At 42.8% G+C, this 17,772-nt stretch carries 19 protein-coding genes; 5 read left to right on the plus strand and 14 right to left on the minus strand.

All coding sequences use genetic code 11. From position 1 onward, the window contains the following. Window positions 1–38: 38 nt before the first annotated feature. Window positions 39–362: an LPXTG cell wall anchor domain-containing protein gene (locus tag G5B00_RS13795; RefSeq protein ID WP_163876500.1), complete on the plus strand. Its 324-nt coding sequence runs from the start codon at window positions 39–41 to the stop codon at window positions 360–362. A 19-nt stretch (window positions 363–381) separates the two neighbouring features. Here the strand turns inward: G5B00_RS13795 and G5B00_RS13800 are convergent, their stop codons facing one another. Together G5B00_RS13800 and G5B00_RS13805 are read right to left on the minus strand one after the other, a co-directional pair. Continuing rightward, entirely contained in the window at window positions 382–2,061 is a 1,680-nt protein-coding gene (locus tag G5B00_RS13800; RefSeq protein ID WP_163876503.1) for an amino acid permease, read from the minus strand. Window positions 2,062–2,204: 143 nt separating this feature from the next. Then, the gene (locus G5B00_RS13805; RefSeq protein WP_163876506.1) at window positions 2,205–2,879 is read right to left on the minus strand and encodes a hypothetical protein; all 675 of its coding nucleotides are present in this window, start codon (window positions 2,877–2,879) and stop codon (window positions 2,205–2,207) included. 91 nt (window positions 2,880–2,970) lie between these two features. Between G5B00_RS13805 and tyrS the strand changes: the two genes are divergently transcribed. After that, entirely contained in the window at window positions 2,971–4,254 is a 1,284-nt protein-coding gene (gene tyrS / locus G5B00_RS13810) for a tyrosine--tRNA ligase (RefSeq protein WP_163876509.1), read from the plus strand. 52 nt (window positions 4,255–4,306) lie between these two features. Here the strand turns inward: tyrS and G5B00_RS13815 are convergent, their stop codons facing one another. Together G5B00_RS13815 and G5B00_RS13820 are read right to left on the minus strand one after the other, a co-directional pair. After that, entirely contained in the window at window positions 4,307–4,498 is a 192-nt protein-coding gene (locus G5B00_RS13815) for a hypothetical protein (protein ID WP_163876511.1), read from the minus strand. A gap of 72 nt (window positions 4,499–4,570) precedes the next feature. Next, complete coding sequence (locus G5B00_RS13820; protein WP_163876513.1) at window positions 4,571–6,199, minus strand: S8 family serine peptidase; 1,629 nt, start codon at window positions 6,197–6,199, stop codon at window positions 4,571–4,573. Window positions 6,200–7,139: 940 nt separating this feature from the next. Between G5B00_RS13820 and G5B00_RS13825 the strand changes: the two genes are divergently transcribed. Beyond that, entirely contained in the window at window positions 7,140–9,296 is a 2,157-nt protein-coding gene (locus tag G5B00_RS13825; protein ID WP_205966427.1) for a S9 family peptidase, read from the plus strand. A gap of 36 nt (window positions 9,297–9,332) precedes the next feature. Here G5B00_RS13825 and G5B00_RS13830 read toward each other — a convergent pair whose 3' ends face one another. The 10 genes from G5B00_RS13830 to G5B00_RS13875 form a co-directional block, all read right to left on the minus strand. Further along, window positions 9,333–9,578 (minus strand): hypothetical protein, encoded by a 246-nt coding sequence (locus tag G5B00_RS13830; protein ID WP_163876516.1) that lies wholly within the window; start codon window positions 9,576–9,578, stop codon window positions 9,333–9,335. Window positions 9,579–9,641: 63 nt separating this feature from the next. Beyond that, window positions 9,642–9,977 carry a phosphoribosylpyrophosphate synthetase gene (locus G5B00_RS13835; RefSeq protein ID WP_163876518.1) on the minus strand — a complete coding sequence of 112 codons (336 nt, stop codon included), beginning with the start codon at window positions 9,975–9,977 and terminating at the stop codon, window positions 9,642–9,644. Between the two features lie 2 nt (window positions 9,978–9,979). Next, window positions 9,980–10,432: a hypothetical protein gene (locus G5B00_RS13840; protein ID WP_163876521.1), complete on the minus strand. Its 453-nt coding sequence runs from the start codon at window positions 10,430–10,432 to the stop codon at window positions 9,980–9,982. Window positions 10,433–10,609: 177 nt separating this feature from the next. Further along, window positions 10,610–12,247 (minus strand): L-glutamate gamma-semialdehyde dehydrogenase, encoded by a 1,638-nt coding sequence (gene pruA, locus G5B00_RS13845; RefSeq protein WP_163876524.1) that lies wholly within the window; start codon window positions 12,245–12,247, stop codon window positions 10,610–10,612. Window positions 12,248–12,536: 289 nt separating this feature from the next. Continuing rightward, complete coding sequence (locus G5B00_RS13850) at window positions 12,537–13,400, minus strand: helix-turn-helix transcriptional regulator (protein WP_163876527.1); 864 nt, start codon at window positions 13,398–13,400, stop codon at window positions 12,537–12,539. 10 nt (window positions 13,401–13,410) lie between these two features. Continuing rightward, window positions 13,411–13,953, minus strand: a complete 543-nt coding sequence (msrA, locus tag G5B00_RS13855) for a peptide-methionine (S)-S-oxide reductase MsrA (protein ID WP_163876530.1) — start codon at window positions 13,951–13,953, stop codon at window positions 13,411–13,413. Window positions 13,954–14,242: 289 nt separating this feature from the next. Then, window positions 14,243–14,851, minus strand: a complete 609-nt coding sequence (locus G5B00_RS13860; RefSeq protein ID WP_163876533.1) for a superoxide dismutase — start codon at window positions 14,849–14,851, stop codon at window positions 14,243–14,245. Window positions 14,852–14,957: 106 nt separating this feature from the next. Further along, entirely contained in the window at window positions 14,958–15,428 is a 471-nt protein-coding gene (locus tag G5B00_RS13865) for a nucleoside deaminase (RefSeq protein WP_163876536.1), read from the minus strand. A gap of 103 nt (window positions 15,429–15,531) precedes the next feature. Next, window positions 15,532–15,870 carry a tRNA-binding protein gene (locus tag G5B00_RS13870; protein WP_163876539.1) on the minus strand — a complete coding sequence of 113 codons (339 nt, stop codon included), beginning with the start codon at window positions 15,868–15,870 and terminating at the stop codon, window positions 15,532–15,534. 5 nt (window positions 15,871–15,875) lie between these two features. Further along, entirely contained in the window at window positions 15,876–16,091 is a 216-nt protein-coding gene (locus tag G5B00_RS13875; RefSeq protein ID WP_163876542.1) for a hypothetical protein, read from the minus strand. Window positions 16,092–16,166: 75 nt separating this feature from the next. Here G5B00_RS13875 and G5B00_RS13880 point away from each other — a divergent pair, with 75 nt between their 5' ends. Both G5B00_RS13880 and G5B00_RS13885 read left to right on the plus strand, forming a co-directional pair. Further along, on the plus strand, window positions 16,167–16,778 hold the full coding sequence (locus G5B00_RS13880) for a porin family protein (RefSeq protein ID WP_163876545.1): 612 nt from the start codon (window positions 16,167–16,169) through the stop codon (window positions 16,776–16,778). A 205-nt stretch (window positions 16,779–16,983) separates the two neighbouring features. Further along, entirely contained in the window at window positions 16,984–17,769 is a 786-nt protein-coding gene (locus G5B00_RS13885; protein ID WP_163876548.1) for a succinate dehydrogenase cytochrome b subunit, read from the plus strand. The last annotated feature ends 3 nt before the right edge of the window (window positions 17,770–17,772 follow it).

The raw sequence follows: 17,772 nt of genomic DNA on the forward strand, positions 1-17,772 counted from the left end.
TTTTTTTATTATGTTTGTGCATAGAAACAAAGACGATTATGAAACCAAAAACTATCATTATAGCTATCCTATTGGCACTTGTGGTCATTGTTCTCTTCTACAACAAGGAAGAAAGTACATTTTGGTTATTCGGTGAAATCCGCACTTCCAAATTGATTATATTGGGCAGCTTTTACCTATTGGGTGTCATCACGGGAGGTGTACTATTCCGCAGACGCAAGAAACATCCCAAAGAATACGGCATAAGTAATCCAAATGCCACCGAGACATCCGCCGCAACAACATCCGCGTCTCCAGAGCAATCCCCCTATTCCACATCAAACTTATCCGACGAAGACCGGGATTTTATACGAAGAGATTAAGGGAATAGGGATGGCATCCCTATTCCCTTAATCTCGAATGCTTATACCCGTACATAAAGTATATTCCTAATCCTATCAGCAACCATACCACAAAGATAAGCCAGTTACTCGTACCCAATTCACTCATCAGATACAGATTGACCAAGATACCTGTCACAGGAAGTAATGAAAAACTGTGCTTAAAACTCAAAATACTCAGCACCAACCACGTGCCCCAAAACACCAAGACGAGAGACTTGTGCAAAATTACTTCCTTAGTACCCAATGTTTTCCATTCCGCAAGGCTATCCTGTCCATATATATACATCAATACCAATCCCAGAATAAACCCCAGACCGACCAAGTATTTACCATTCATATACGGCACTCTGAATTTCGACTGTTTTGACAGACCGGTCTTATCCATATACAGTACACCGCCGCAGACCAGAATAAAGGCAAAAAATGTACCTACCGAAGTTAGGTCTACAAAGAAATCCATCTTAAAAAACAAAGCCGGCACAGCCACCACAATTCCTGTCACGATAGTGGCAAATGATGGTGTCTTATACTTCGGATGAATCGTCGCAAACTTCTTCCACAGCAGGCCATCCCGGCTCATCGTCATCCATATACGCGGTTGCGCCAATTGAAAAACTAACAAAGCACTGGTAATGGCAATAACCGACGTGACCGAAATAATCCCAGCCATATAATCAAATCCTACATATTCAAACACATAGGCCAATGGATCTTTCACATTAAGTTCGGTATAATGGACCATCCCTGTCAATACCAAGGTAATAGCGACGTACAATACAGCACAGATAACCAGACAGTATATCATAGCCTTGGGCAAGTCCCTTTGGGGATTTTTACATTCCTCTGCCGTCGTCGAGATCGAATCGAAGCCGATAAAGGCAAAGAATACAGCGGCTACACCGCTAAGCACCCCTCCTAATCCATTCGGCGCAAACGGAGTCCAGTTTTCCGGTTTGACAAAGAAAGCTCCTCCCAATATGACGGCGAGGATAATACCGATCTTGATAACGACCATAATATTGCTGGCCCGCTGCGACTCCTTGATCCCAATATATACCAACCAGGTCACCAAAACAGTAATCAGCCCCGCAGGCAAATCAAAAATAACAGGTATATCTCCTATTCGGGGAGCAGTTTCATAAGCCTGTATAGCGATTCTGTCCATACCTGCCAGGTTAGCCGAACCGACCTCAAGCATTTTCTCATGAGCATCCAACGCATATCCCGGTGCCATGGTCAGCCATTTGGGAATGTGCAAACCAAACCCTTCACACATGGACACAAAATACTGTGACCAGGAAATAGCCACCACCATATTTGACACAGCGTATTCGAGCACCAAAGCCCAACCGATAATCCACGCAAAGAGCTCACCAAATGCGACATAAGCATAGGTATAGGCACTTCCTGACACAGGCACCGTACTGGCAAACTGTGCATACGACAAGGCTGTAAATACGCAGGCAAAAGCAACAAAAACAAAAAGCAACGATACTGCCGGTCCTCCGTTGAAGGCAGCCAAGCCTATCGTGCTAAAGATTCCTGCCCCTACAATCGCGGCAATACCCAAGGACACTAGATCACGTACACCTAAAACTTTTGCTAAACCTGACCCGTGTGTCGCTGAATCGGATAATATTTGGCTGACACTTTTCTTTCTGAAAAGTTGGTTTTTCATATTTTATTATTTCATTTTTATTATTTTTTAACCACGATTTACATCTTGGCTGGCGTCCCGAACATCGGGATCCCGCTTGTGCCCATATTTAGTCACAAGCACAGCTTCACGAATACTTGCGCCAGATTTAGCTAAAAAATAAATCACGCTATCTTATCTTGGATAAAAGTATAAATTTCCCTATAATTTTCAAGATAATTCCTTTTGTATTCCTCCAGTTGTTTGGACAATTCCTCAAAATGTCGGCTACCGACTTCAAAATCCCAAACACGCTTGCAGATACTATACAAAGCATGCGGAAGATTATCCATTTCCCTGTAATCAAAGATATACCGCGATTGCAAAAAACGATCATAAAAATCAAAAAAGCGATCTATATCTACCCCACCCAGCTGCTGAAGATACACCGTCAAAACCTTCCTGTCTACGGCTTCCAAATGCTCATACAGACGGCCAACATTCAGCACATGCTGTTCGATCAGCAAGTGGTCCAATAATAATTCCAGGGAAATATGAGCCAGAAAAGACGATCGCACAGGCAAATCCTCGACCACATGCTCGATCTGTTTCCGAATACGATGCGTATGCTCATAAAAAAAATCAGAGCCATGAAAAAGTTTATCCACTTCTACATGCCTATGCCAACCTTCTGTGATGGCTTTACTCTTAGGATGAAAAGAGAGTTCCTGTTCGAGTTTCTGAAGCTGAAAAGAATAATTTTTGTCAACATTCTTCAACAGGTCCGGGAGCAGCCCCCCCAACACTTGCTCCGGTACAGAAGCAAAACGTTCGAAGTAATAATGCGACAAAAAGTTCACGACAATGCCTTTATCTCGTAATTGATGCCGTAAGATACGTCATAATCTCTTATCTTTGCAATCTTAATTTAATTTTTTAAATCATATTGTTATGAACTTTGTAGAAGAATTACGTTGGAGAGGCATGCTTCAAGACATCATGCCGGGCACCGAAGAGCTATTGGGCAAAGAAAAAGTGGCTGGATATATCGGTTTTGACCCAACGGGCGATTCTTTACATGTCGGTCATTTGACCCAGATCATGACACTGATCCATTTTCAGAATGCCGGACACAAACCCGTGGCCCTCGTCGGCGGAGCAACCGGAATGATCGGAGATCCCTCCTTCAAGTCGGCAGAAAGAAATCTTTTGGACGAACCCACATTAAATCATTATGTAGACTGTCTTAAAACTCAGTTAGCAAAATTCTTGAATTTTGGCGAAGGTGAAAACGATGCCAAAATGGTCAACAACTACGACTGGTTCAAAGATTTCAAGTTTCTGGATTTTATTCGTGATGTGGGCAAGTTGATCACTGTCAACTACATGATGGCCAAGGATTCGGTAAAGAAGCGTCTGGAAGGTGATAACGGTCTTTCATTCACCGAGTTTACCTACCAGCTCATCCAAGGGTATGACTTCTATTACCTGTGGAAACACCACAACTGCAAAATTCAGATGGGCGGTTCAGATCAATGGGGGAATATCGTCACGGGCAGTGAGATGATCCGTCGTCAAGATCAAGGGACAGCCTATGCATTGACGACCGTACTGATCAAAAAATCAGACGGCCAAAAATTCGGCAAGACCGAATCCGGAGCCGTGTGGCTAGACCCTAAAAAAACGTCACCGTTCAAATACTATCAGTTTTGGTTGAATGCTTCGGATGAAGACGCCAAAAACTGGATCAAGATATTCACGCTGAAGACCAAAGAAGAGATCGATGCGATCATTGCCGAACACGATGCCGCACCGCACCAACGGGCGGTACAAAAGGCCTTGGCCAAAGACATCACCATACGTACCCACTCCGAAAAAGATTACGAAATGGCCGTCAAAACCTCCGAATTTTTATTCGGAAATGGATCATTGGAGTTTCTGGCCAGCCTGGATCACGACAATGTCTTAGAAGTATTCGACGGGGTACCACAATTCAACGTCAGCAAATCCGAATTGTCAGCAGGCATCCCTATCCTGGACCTATTGGCTGTCAAAACGCAGGTCTTCCCCTCCAAAGGAGAAACTAAAAAAATGCTCCAAGGGGGTGGGGTCTCCTTGAATAAGGAAAAGCTAACAGACACCGAGCAAGTAATCAACAGTTCCCGCCTAATCAACGACAGGTATTTGGTCGCCCAAAAGGGCAAGAAAAATTATTTTTTGATTATTGCAGACTAGTCTTTTATGAGTCTAGTATAAAAACTAAAAAGACCGCCGTTTGGCGGTCTTTTTAGTTTTCTCCTTGATACAAGGACTTGGAATAATCCAACAAACCATCAATAACACTTTGACGTGGTTCCTTGGCCAATCTCTGAACGCAATGCCTAATGTTGGCTTCAAATTCATTATCCATCGGAACAGTTGCTTCTTTTACGTCACTCGTGTAGGTCTTCTCTTCAATTGTAGTAAAATTTTCTACCATAAGCCTCTGATTTAACGTCTTATCTTCTAAACGCAAAACCGAAGTTAATATTGTAGCGTATTTAACATTTTTTTACTTTTTATTAACAGAAATATATTTATCAGCTTCCACTATAGCATTATAGGCATTGACAATACCACCGCTTACGCTTATTTCATCCAGATACACCCTCTTGCTGGAACCCTCCTGCTTAACTTTGACCTTTTGATCTACTTTAGCAACAGACTTCAGAATAATCTGTTTGACTTCCTCGGCTGAAAGCTGGGGGTAATACGCGCGTAACATAGCTGCCAACCCAGATACAACAGGAGCTGCCATACTCGTTCCTTGCTGATCCTTATACTTATTGTCCGGCATGGTAGAGTGTATGGATACCCCCGGTGCAAATACATCTACCGATTTGTATCCGTAGTTTGAAAAACTAGCCAACAAGTCTTCATCTTGTTTCCAAGCTGTCGCCCCTACTGTAATCCAAGCTTTCGCTTCTCCCATGACCGCATTTAAGCTATCGGTATAATACTTGGTCGGATAGTTCGGGTGAATATCGATATTCTTCCCGTCGTTGCCCGCAGCATGCACCAACAACACATCCTTCTCCATAGCATACCTTACCGCATCATCTACAGCCTTTTTGTTATACACATATCCTTTTCCAAAACTCATATTGATGATCTTCGCACCATTATCCACAGCGTAGCGTATCCCATTAGCCACATCCTTGTCTCTTTCATCACCATTAGGCACCACTCTTACCGCCATGATCTCTACATTATCTGCCACCCCGTTGATCCCGATATTGTTATTTCTTTTGGCACCGATGATTCCGGCGACATGCGTACCGTGATCCGCATCCGGGCCTTTGACATCATTGTTGCCATAATACCTTTCATTGGCATCTTCATAATTATCACCTACAATACGACGGGGATCATAGTCTTTATTCAAGTGATATTTGACCTGATTGCTATAGTATTCTACCCCTTCTTTCAGTTCTTCATAAAATTTTTCAAAAGACTTGTCGTCCACTTCTTTTTTAGTCACGCGTAACGCCAGTTTTTGGCCATCACTATCCGCAGAGAATTTACCGACATCCTCCTTCGTGATATCTTTGGGCTCCTTTCCAATCTTAGATATCATGCGATCTATCTCTTGTTTGAGACGACCATAATTCAAGTCTCCAAACTGAGCCTCGTCCATTTTGCTGGTATAATCGGATACCATCTTTTGGTAAGCCACAAATTCACGCCTTTCGGCTTCTGACAAAGGCGTTGTAGGCAATACGGAAATATACTTGGGTTCTAATTTGGCAATCAATCGGGTCACTTCCAGATTGTCATGGTTTACATTCTCACCATTGGGATTCCCGATAAAATTCCACCCGTACTTATCGTCTATATACCCATTATTATCATCGTCCTTGCCGTTGTCATCATTTTCTTTCTTGTTGATCCATACCACCTCTTTCAAGTCTTCATGCTGTACATCCACTCCTCCATCAATAACCGCTACGACCACAGGAGAGGATTTGCGTCCTTTCAGCAATTCGTAGGCTTTCTCCGTACTGATGCCCATGACACCATCGGACTTGTAATCCAGATTATACCAATTGGCCGGAGGAGTATCTTTCTTGTTTTGGGCAAGACCCATGAACGGCAGTATCCCCAACCCTAACAAGGCAATAAAAAGTTTTGATTTATGCATATATTTTTTCTTAATCTTACAAAGATAGCGTTACGGTTTGTTTTATAGTGTTAAAAACTGATAAAACTAAAAATGGTTTCTTTAGCCCACAATCCGAACAGAACAAAGGCATCATTTTTTTATTGCTATAAATGGTGTTGAGTTAAAAGGGAGGGTTATTTTAAGCAACTAAATTCTGTTTTCCACCCCACTACCTCTCCGTCTTCATGGTCAGACAGGCCTAGTCCTTTTGTAAGGCAAAAGGACCAAATCGGAACGAAGTGGAGCTCATCGAAGATAAACCTTTGTCCATTTCAAGGCATCCTGTCGCACATCTCCTCACTCAATAGCCCTGTGCAACTGCTGCCCTTGGTTTTGTCTCCCTAGGGCCTTTGCCCACAGTCCCATCAACAAAACTGAACGGAACTAGGGGCATCCCACCGCACAGCCTCCCGTTGCAGGGCTATTCCTGCCGATGCTGGTGAAATGGACGGACGCTGTCTAATACGGGACTACTTTGCCTGCATATCAGCACATTATATGCAGGGATAAGCTATCGGATGTAGAATGCGCTCCGTCCAATCACAAGTGGTGGCAGACGACAGCAGATACCGGGGATGGTGGGAAGGACAAGGCCTAAGGGATATTTCCGAAGCCCCATCCTAAGGCTTCGGAATTCTTCCCAGCCTTGACGGGATCTGCTGACGTGAGGGAAGCCTGTGTGACAGACCACATTGATTGGACAAGGGGCCTTGCCGACTTGGGCCCTTTCCAAGTCGGATGCCAGGCCGGCATAGAGGCCGAATGGACCGTGTAGGGGGAGATAGAAAATTGATATGTCTAAAATAACCCTCCATATATAATATCAAAAAAACAAGAAGCATTTGATCTGACGACTCCAATCATAAACTAAAGAAATCAGATACTATTTCGTACTTTTGATCAATTTTCCATAATACACATGAACATTCAAAAAATCAGCTATATGATCGTTTTAGGAGCTATCCTGACTTCCTGTACCGAGCAAAAGAAAACTCCCTCCGAGATAAACTGGCCGGACGTACAGCCCCCCATCGCAGAAATAAAGCCACACCACCGTGTCATACACAGTGATACGGTAGTAGACAATTATTATTGGCTCAACGATTATTTCAAACAGGGACCCGACGCAGAGAAAGTGCTCCAATACCTAGAAGCCGAAAACACGTATACCACTGCCATGATGAAGGATACCGAAGGCTTGCAAGCCCGTCTATTCAATGAAATGAAATCCCGTATCAAGGAAAAAGACGAATCAGTACCCTACTTCAAAAATGGCTACTATTATTATCGCCGCACCGAGGAAGGCAAACAATACTATAAGCTGTGCCGCAAAAAAGGAAGCTTGGATGCCAAAGAAGAGATCCTGTTGGATGTAGACAAAATGGCGAAAGGATTTGCCTATTATGCAATCGGTGGATATGAAGTCAGCCCCGACAATAAGCTATTGGCTTACGGTGTAGATACCGTATCCCGTCGAGAATACATTATCCACATCAAAAATCTGGAAACAGGAGAAATCCTACAAGACAGAATACCACAGACAACAGGCGGAGCCACATGGGCGGCCGACAACAAAACGCTGTTTTACACATCCAAAAATCCGCTTACCCTATTGTCCGAAAAGATAAAACGCCATGTATTGGGTACATCCACCGAGCAGGATGTAGTCGTGTACGACGAAAAAGACAACACCAACTATATTGGTGTAGGCAAATCAAAAAACGGAAAATATATCTTTATACAATCTCAAAACACAACAAGTTCAGAGGTTCGTTATCTTTCCGCAGACAACCCGTATGGAGATTTCCATATCTTTCAACCCCGTCGGAAGAATGTACTCTATTCAGTCGTATCGCTGGACGATTGCTTTTTGATCGTGACCAATGATCAAGCAAAAAACTTTAAAATCGTGCAAACGCCGTTGGACAAAACGCAAAAAGAAAACTGGAAAGACTACATTCCACATCGTCCGGATGTACTGATCGAAGGGATAGATGAGTTCAAGGATTTTATCGTCGTTTCCGAACGCAAAAATGGGCTGAACAACCTTGCTATCCACAACATACATGACCATTCACAACATGATTTGGAATTTGGCGAAGCCGCTTATACCGTTTACCCAAGTACAAACGAAGAATACAACACAAATAAAGTACGCTACGGATACACATCCTTGGTCACACCCTCTTCCACGTACGACTACAATATGCAGAGCCGGGAGAAAACTTTGTTGAAACAACAAGAAGTGTTGGGAGGGTATGATGCGAATAAATACATAACCGAACGGCTTTTCGTCCCTGTGACCGATGGCACACAAGTCCCCGTCTCGTTGGTCTATAAAAAAGGAACGAAGAAAGATGGCTCAGCTCCCCTCTATCTCTATGCCTACGGATCCTATGGCTCCTCGACAGACGCTACATTTAGTTCCGCACGGTTATCCCTGTTGGACAGAGGATTTATCTATGCAATAGCTCATATACGAGGTGGAGAGGAAATGGGGAGACAATGGTACGAGGACGGTAAGCTGATGAAAAAAATCAATACCTTTACCGATTTTATCGACTGCGGCAGATACCTGATTGATCAAAAATATACGTCCAAAGGCCATCTCTATGCCGAAGGAGGTAGTGCAGGAGGGCTACTGATGGGTGCAGTCATCAACATGGCTCCGGATCTGTGGAACGGTGTCATTGCCGCCGTACCTTTTGTGGATGTGGTCAATACTATGTTGGACGAAACCATTCCCTTGACTACAAATGAGTATGACGAATGGGGAAATCCCAATCAAAAAAAGGCTTACGACTATATGAAATCCTATTCGCCTTATGAGAATATCGAAGCCAGGGAATACCCCAATCTATTGATCACCACAGGACTACACGACAGCCAAGTGCAATACTTCGAGCCGGCAAAATGGGTAGCTAAGTTGCGAGCGATCAAAACAGGTAATAACGTTGTACTCTTAAAAACGGATATGGCATTTGGTCACGGCGGCGCATCGGGGAGATTTGACTACCTGAAAGACCAAGCTTTGGAATATGCGTTTATACTAAAGTTGGAAGGCATCACAAAATAAATTGAATAAAGGCTGCGCACCGAAGGTGCGCGGCCTTTATTCATGAACTACACTATCTCGCATCTCTGCTTCCTGCTCACGGGCATCGATCTGATGCTGTTTATAATTCTCTATAGCATTCTTGCTAGCCTTTTGGGAGACATATATCCCCAAAATAGCAATAACAGTCACAATACTTATGCCCCACACATATTTCTTTTTGTCCTGCTTGACCAGCCAATACATCAGGATAATATATGGAATAGCAAAAAAAATATAAAATATAATACTAGGACCAATCATGACGATACAGATTTTGATTGCACAAAGTTACTTTATTTATAAAGCATAAACAAAATGTACCGTTCAATCTTCCCTTTTCCGTTGCAGTCCCTCGACGAGCTTAGACGCCCGATATCCAAAGTCAGCACCAAAACTATTGATCACCAATCCTTTGATAGCATATTTGTCCGACGAAACAGCAAAAACTATGCTTTCGTCCGCTGGATCGGTCATACCTTCAAAGCGATAGATTTCGTCAATGATAAATTCGTCAGGAGACAGTTCCAAAGAATGCTTTTTACAGATCAGACATTCCTCAGCATCGCCGAGTAGAAAGTCCTCGGTATACCCCCGTCTTTGTAGATCGTTGACAGCTTCGCTAAGCGTATCATAGCTATAATTTTCAGACTTGTTTTGCATATTTATAACGATTTTTTAATACCCAGTACCAGAGGCTTATCCAACAAACCCATTCCCACAAAAACAAGCCCTATAACCTTTATGATCTCCAACCCAACATAATAAAAGTGTATATTGGACGAAGGCACAGGTGCTCCTGTGATATGGAGTTCTGCACGGGCGTCCAATACAGGCAACATCCAAAATGTCTGTGCAAGCAGTATTATGCATAATGCTAGTATCAATCCCTGCACCGCCTGCCTTTCGTGCCGCCACGGAAAGAGACATACCGCACTGATCAGAAACAAGCCCCATTCCACCTTATTAAGCGCTCCAAAAACCAAACGCCCTATCCCCAATCCTATACCGACACTCACGCCGGGAGCCTGAAATTTTAGCCAAGCTTCCATAAAACTGATCGCACATACAAAACCTATCCATATAAACACCAACGCTATAGCTACAGACCTTTTCATACAAATATCAGATTGAAGTATTGAAATTGAACAACTTACAGTTGTTTTACAAATATAGTCAATAAAAGATAAAAGGGTGTTTATTTAGAGAATATATAAAAGAGCAGACTGTCCCTATAAAATACGTAGAGACGCGATTAATCGCGTCTCTACAAAATAATATCCGGTCAGGATCTATTATTCCTCCTCTGACAAGAAAGGATACCGATAATCCGTATCGGGATTGAATGTCTCCTTGATCGTACGCGGCGAAACCCAACGCAGTAAGTTGATCATCGACCCCGCCTTGTCATTGGTCCCCGAACCACGGGCACCACCAAATGGCTGTTGCCCTACGACCGCACCGGTACATTTATCGTTGATATAGAAGTTGCCCGCAGCATTGCGCAAAACATGGGTAGCCTCCTGTATCGCATAGCGATCCTGTGCTATAACAGCTCCTGTCAAAGCGTAGATAGAAGTACCGTCGACCAGTTTCAAAGTTTCAGCCCACTTCTTGTCATCATACACATAGACCGTCAGCACCGGGCCAAACAACTCTTCGGACATGGTCTCATAATCCGGTTTTTTAGCCAAAATTACAGTGGGATGAATAAAATACCCCTCGGATTTGTCATACTCACCACCTATAACGACTTCGGCATCTTTTGATTTTTTTGCCCGATCAATGTATTTACTAATTTTATCAAACGATTTCTCATCAATCACGGCATTGATGAAATTGCCAAAGTCCTCGGTACCACCGATTTTGAAGGACTTAATATCCTTTTCCATCATTTTTTTCAGATCCTTCCACAACGACTTCGGAATATAAGCACGGGAAGCCGCAGAACATTTTTGCCCCTGATACTCAAACGCACCACGTACCAAAGCCGTACTTAATACATCCAGATCCGCTGAAGCATGCGCAAGGATAAAGTCTTTGCCTCCGGTCTCACCGACAATACGCGGATAAGATTTGTACAAATGGATATTCTGACCGATGGTTTTCCATATATCCTGGAATACCCCCGTAGATCCCGTAAAATGTATACCGGCAAAATCGGGATGCTTAAAGATTACCTCTCCCGCATCCGGCCCGGATACATAGACCAAATTGATCACACCATCCGGCAATCCGGCTTCCCGAAAGACCTGCATCAGTACATTCGCCGAATATATCTGCGTATTGGAAGGCTTCCACACGACGACATTGCCCATCATCGCCACACTCGTCGGCAGATTGCCCGCGATAGCCGTGAAATTGAACGGGGTCAAAGCAAACACAAACCCCTCCAGGGGGCGCTGCTCTACCCTATTCCATACACCCTTACTATTTGCAGGAGGTTGCTGTCCATAGATTTCGGCCATATATTTGACGTTGAAACGTAGGAAATCCACAATCTCACAGGCCGAATCGATCTCTGCCTGAAAAGCGTTCTTGGACTGTCCCAACATCGTAGCAGCATTGAGCTTATAACGATATTTGCCGGAAATCAACTCGGCTGCTTTCAAAAAGATGGCTGCACGCTGTTCCCATGGAAGGTTTTCCCAATCCTCTTTGGCAGACAATGCCGCTTGGATAGCCTGCTTGACATGCGATTTTACACCTTGGGAATAATACCCCAATACATGTGTATGGTCGTGAGGAGGTGTCAGTTTTACTTTTTTAGCTGTATGTACCTCTTCACCACCGATATACATCGGCACATCTATTTTCCGGCTCCGAGCCTCCTCGATAGCCGCTCTCAATAAGGCGCGTTCTGTCGTTCCGGGCGCATAGGAATAAACCGGTTCGTTGGCCGGTGCCGGAACATTAAAAAATCCCTTTAACATAGCTTAATTTTCTTTTTTGTAAAAAAACGAAATAACTTGACCGTTTTATATACTGCAACTGTCCATGAATTAACATTTTTTATCTTCAAGAAGGTTATAAAAATTCAAAAAACCTCCAATATAAATCAACAACCACCTATTTATCAACAAAGTAAAAAGGGATAGGTTTTTGATAAGGCCAATCGATTGATGATATTTTTTGTTCGTAGAAATGTGAGATCTTACGTCTCTACAACCAGCGCAAGCAGAAACCTGCCCACCGGACAGGTAGCGTTGCGCCACCAGATCACTACACTTGATGCTGTGTCAGGTACTGCCTGGGCGACAATCCGGTCACCTGTTTGAACACCCGGTTGAAGTGTACCACATTGTTGAATCCTACTTGGAAAGCGGTTTCCGAGATACTTTCGGTATGCTTATTGATAAGCATCTGGCAAGCCTTCTCGATCCGTACCTCGTTCAAAAAACCAATATAAGTTTTCATACTATGTTTCTTGAAGAACTTGCAGAAAGAAGTCGGTGTCATATGCACGATAGACGCTACATCTTCCACAGCTATATCTTCATGAAAATGATCGAAAGTGTATTTGTAAACTTCGCTGATCCGCACACCATCCCGATCCGAATAAGCCAAATTACGAATACCTGAATAAAGAGAGATAGATGATTGCTTATACTGTGTCAAAGTATGCAGCAAATAGATAAACTCAGCAAACTTAGGGATAGCCGTCCTCGTCAAAAGATTCAAAAAAAATGTCTTGAGTAAGGGGCTTGCCTTGGGATCTATTTTTTGGCTGGCATCCAATTCCAATAAATACTGAGCCACGGCTTCAAATTCGGGAAGTACAAATAGTTTGCCCATACGTTCGAGGTGAACAAATACATGGATAGCATGTATCTGCTCATCTACCTGCTCTCCGTTGCCATATTTGTCAAACATGTGCGGCTCATTGGGTTTGAGCACAAACACATCGTCTGTGTGAAAGGATTGCACAATATTGCCTACCATAATGGTACCTTTGCCCTTTAGTATATACGTGATCTGCAATTCATCATGACGATGATAGTAATTGTAGAAATTGTCCTTTTTGTCCTCCAACAAGGAAAAAACTCCTTCTCCGTAGACCGGAAGTGTGAATTGGATGGGCTTCATATAGCAATGATTACTTGCCTTTTTTCAGTTTATCGGCAAACAACTTTCGCACTTTGTCCAATTTGGGCTTGGCAGCAAAAAGACAATAAGCATCTTCGGGATTTTTGTTGAAATAATCTTGATGATACTCTTCAGCAATATAAAAAGCGTCTGCCTCTTCAATGGTCGTGACGATCGGCTTATCGAATACCTGCGCTTCCTTCAAGGTCGAAATATACAATTCGGCCTTTGTACGTTGCTCATCATTGACCGGAAAGATAGCCGAACGGTATTGTGTACCGATATCATTGCCCTGTCGATTGAGTTGCGTAGGGTCATGCACCGTAAAAAAGACTTCCAGCAATTGTTCATAATTTACCTTTGTCGTATCGTACACGATTTTAACAGCTTCGGCATGACCGGTCTCTCCCGTACACACCTGTTTGTAGGTAGGATGCGCCACATGGCCACCGATATAGCCCGATGTTACGCTTTCGACCCCTTCCAGCAACATGAAAGGTCCTTCTGTACACCAAAAACAACCTCCCGCCAAAATAGCAACATTATTTTCCATTTTTATTCTATTTTCTTTGTTTACGTTTATTTTGCTGTCAGGCATACGTTGTCCACAGGACAAAAACACAATTACACCCAAAAACAGATAACGCAATGACCGAAACATAAACAAATATCTTAAAAAAGAGGCTATCTACAAAACTTAAACCGTCATTTCGATGAGGAGGTACGACGAAGAGAAATCTAAGGATATAGGGAACAAATTACCCCTGTGCGTCTATAGATTTCTCCTCGTTCCTCGTCGAAATGACGGAATAATTTACTGAACTTAACGTCTTTTTGCCCTGTTACTTAGCCGCAGCATAATTTGCCGCAACTGCATTCCAGTCGACCACATTGAAAATAGCTTCCAAGTAAGCCGGACGTTTATTCTGGTATTTCAAATAGTAGGCGTGTTCCCACACGTCGATACCAAAAATCGGCGTACCTTTCACTTCTGCCACATCCATCAAAGGATTGTCCTGATTTGGCGTAGAAGTCACAGCCAATTTACCGTCTGCTGTCACGATCAACCATGACCAGCCCGATCCGAAACGCGTAGCTCCAGCCTCTTGCAGTTTTCTCTTCAATTCGTCAAATGAACCAAAAGTTTCATTGATAGCTGTAGCCAGCTCGCCTGTAGGTTCACCTCCTCCGTCAGCACTTAATACAGTCCAAAATAATTTATGGTTGTAATGTCCGCCGCCATTATTACGTACAGCCGGAGAGTACTTGCTTACATTTTTCAGAATATCTTCCAAAGAAGCATTCTCCGCATCGGTACCGGCGATAGCCTTATTCAGATTGTCCACATAAGCCTGATGGTGACGATCGTGATGAATCTCCATCGTTTCTTTGTCGATATGTGGTTCTAATGCGTCATTTGCGTATGGTAACGCTTCTAATTCAAATGCCATAGTGTTTGTTATTTTTTATAAGTTATTGAATGTTTAAAATTTTTAGTGTACGAATATAACAAAATTGAAAGAGCATTGTTCTTACATATTTGATAATGTGGAAAAATCACCTTTTATTACGAAAAAATGATTGAATAAGCGTTGCGCACTCGACAGCCAAGACACCGCTGACGATCTCCGTTTTGGGGTGGATGATTTTATGTCCGAAAGAAGAATAGCCACGTTTTTCATCCCTTGCACCATATACAATACGGGAAACCTGTGCCCAATAAGAAGCCCCTGCACACATTACACAAGGCTCTACAGTCACATATAGCGTACAGTCCTTGAGATATTTGCCCCCTAGAAAATTTGCTGCCGCCGTAAAGGCCTGCATTTCAGCGTGAGCCGTCACGTCGTTCAACCGCTCAGTCAGATTATAACCTTTGCCGATGACTTTCCCTTGGCAAACGATGATTGCTCCTATGGGCACTTCATCCTCCTCATAAGCTCTCTGCGCAAGCTTCAGCGCTTCTTTCATATACATCTCATCCGGCGTAGCCTGCACCGAACCCTCTTCAAAATTGAATATCTGCATCTTCTTTATAGTGTTCAGTGATAAGTAGTAAGTGATAAGTCAACCTCAAAACTTTCAAATCCCTCGCTTCTCAATACTCACATCGCAATACGCAATACAATTATCACATCAACCTCGCTCCATTCGGCACCTTACGCTCTACTGCCGTCAACACAATATCTCCATTTGCATCGGAAAATCCGGTAACCAAACATTCGGACATAAACTTTCCGATCTGTTTTTTAGGAAAATTGACGACAGCAACGATTTGACGTCCTATAAGTTCCTCCTTTGTGTACAATGCCGTAATCTGTGCACTGGATTTTCTTATCCCTAATTCCTGACCAAAATCGATCTGCAATTGATAAGCAGGCTTTCTAGCTTCCGGAAAGTCGTGGACCGCGACGACAGTCCCCACACGAAGTTCTACTTTTTCAAAATCTGCCCAACTGATTTCTTCCATGATATTTATAGGCTATTGCTACTCAAATCAGCCAGTTCCTTTGACAGTGTAAACAGTACGTATTCCCGATTACGGTGTAAACGTTTGGCCAACCGCTCGATCAATTCTTCCTCCTCGCCCTCTGTATATTGCAAGTCTGTGTCCGAAAGATGATTATATTTTCGCCTTAGCTTTACCTTTAAAACTTCCCAATCCGAATTCGTAATTTTGATCGTGCTCATGATTAATACTATTTATGTGATCTTATTTGAATAAAAAATGCCTAAATTTAAACCGTTAAAAATAACACTTTATCTATGAAAAAAACAATATTATCTTTTCTAGGGCTCATTGTGGCCACAGGAATATCCTTTGGACAGGATCTGAAGCTAGGTATCAAAGCAGGTGCTAACTTCTCCAAACTGAAGAGTGAGGACAAATGGCTAAATTCCGAAAATAACACGGGGTACCTCATCGGTGCATGGGGACGTGTAGGTGCGGGTATGGTCCATTTACAGCCGGAGGTCTATTTTACAAGCAAAAACACGACCGTCAAAGATCAAAGTCCCGGCGAAGCTGCAGGAGAGCTGATGACCGGTGATCTGAAATTTAGCAATATTGATATACCGGTACTCATCGGCACAAAATTTCCTATCGGCCCCATTAAAGGTAGAGTACAGGCAGGACCTTTATTTTCTTTTGTCGTGGATCAGAATGCTTCCTATAGTGCTAACGCATCGGCAACATTTAAAGATGGCTTAGAAAACTATAAAAGCAATTTTGCAGCTATCATCGGTGGGATCGGTATAGATATCAGCAACTTTACAGTCGATGCCCGATATGAATATGGACTAGGCAATATCCGTAAGGAAGGCTCTAAACAGACCTTAAATATATGGACTATCGGTTTAGGATATAGTTTCTTTTAACAAAACCTCTTATCTAAGCTTGGTGTACACATGCCGCGTGTGTGCCAGATATCAGATACTATATAGAGACGCAGTGCATTGCGTCTCTACTATTTTCATATCTTTTTTCTTAGATTGGTTCTAAATTAAATGTTTTTTTGGAACTCACGTGCTTTAAACAAAGCAAATAGATACTTTTGTGCTAAATAATCAAACTTAAAGGATAATGAGTAGTAAATCGAAGCCAGTTTTGACTTCTTCCCTTGGGAAGAAACTAATCATGAGCTTGACGGGACTTTTTTTATGTACGTTCCTAGTTGTTCATTTGATTGGCAACTTACAGTTATTTAAAGATGATGCGGGCTATGCATTCAACAATTATGCCTATTTCATGACCCATTTCACACCGATCAAGGTTGTCTCTTATTTGCTGTATGCATCTATTGTCGTCCATGCGATCTACGCCCTCGTTCTGACGCGGCAAAACAAAGCGGCCAGACCTGTTGGTTACTACCAAAGCAGCGGTAACGCTAACAGTAAATGGAACTCCCGCAACATGGGTATCTTGGGAACGGTAATCTTGGTCTTTTTGGCCACACACATGCAGAATTTTTGGTGGCAGTACAAGTTCGGTACCACTCCGTATGTAGAATACCAGACCGAATTGGAAAGTGGCAATCGTCAGATCAACGCATCGGATGAAATTCCTCCCAATTATGATGGGTACAAGATTTTCGTAAATAATGGTGTAGAAGTCATCCAGACCAAAGACCTGTACAAGCAAGTGGAATACACGTTCAAAAATCCTTTGATCGTCTTACTGTATGTCATCGCTATGGCTGCCTTGGCATTTCACTTGATCCACGGTTTTCAGTCTGCTTTCCAGACATTAGGATTCAATCACAGAAGATATATAGGTTTGATAAAAGGAATCGGGATTTGGATATTCGGTGTCATTATACCGATAGCTTTCGCAGCCATGCCTTTGTATTTTTATTTTAAAAGTCTATAACAT

Source organism: Parapedobacter sp. SGR-10 (genome assembly GCF_011030405.1).
Classification (GTDB): Bacteria; Bacteroidota; Bacteroidia; order Sphingobacteriales; family Sphingobacteriaceae; genus Sphingobacterium.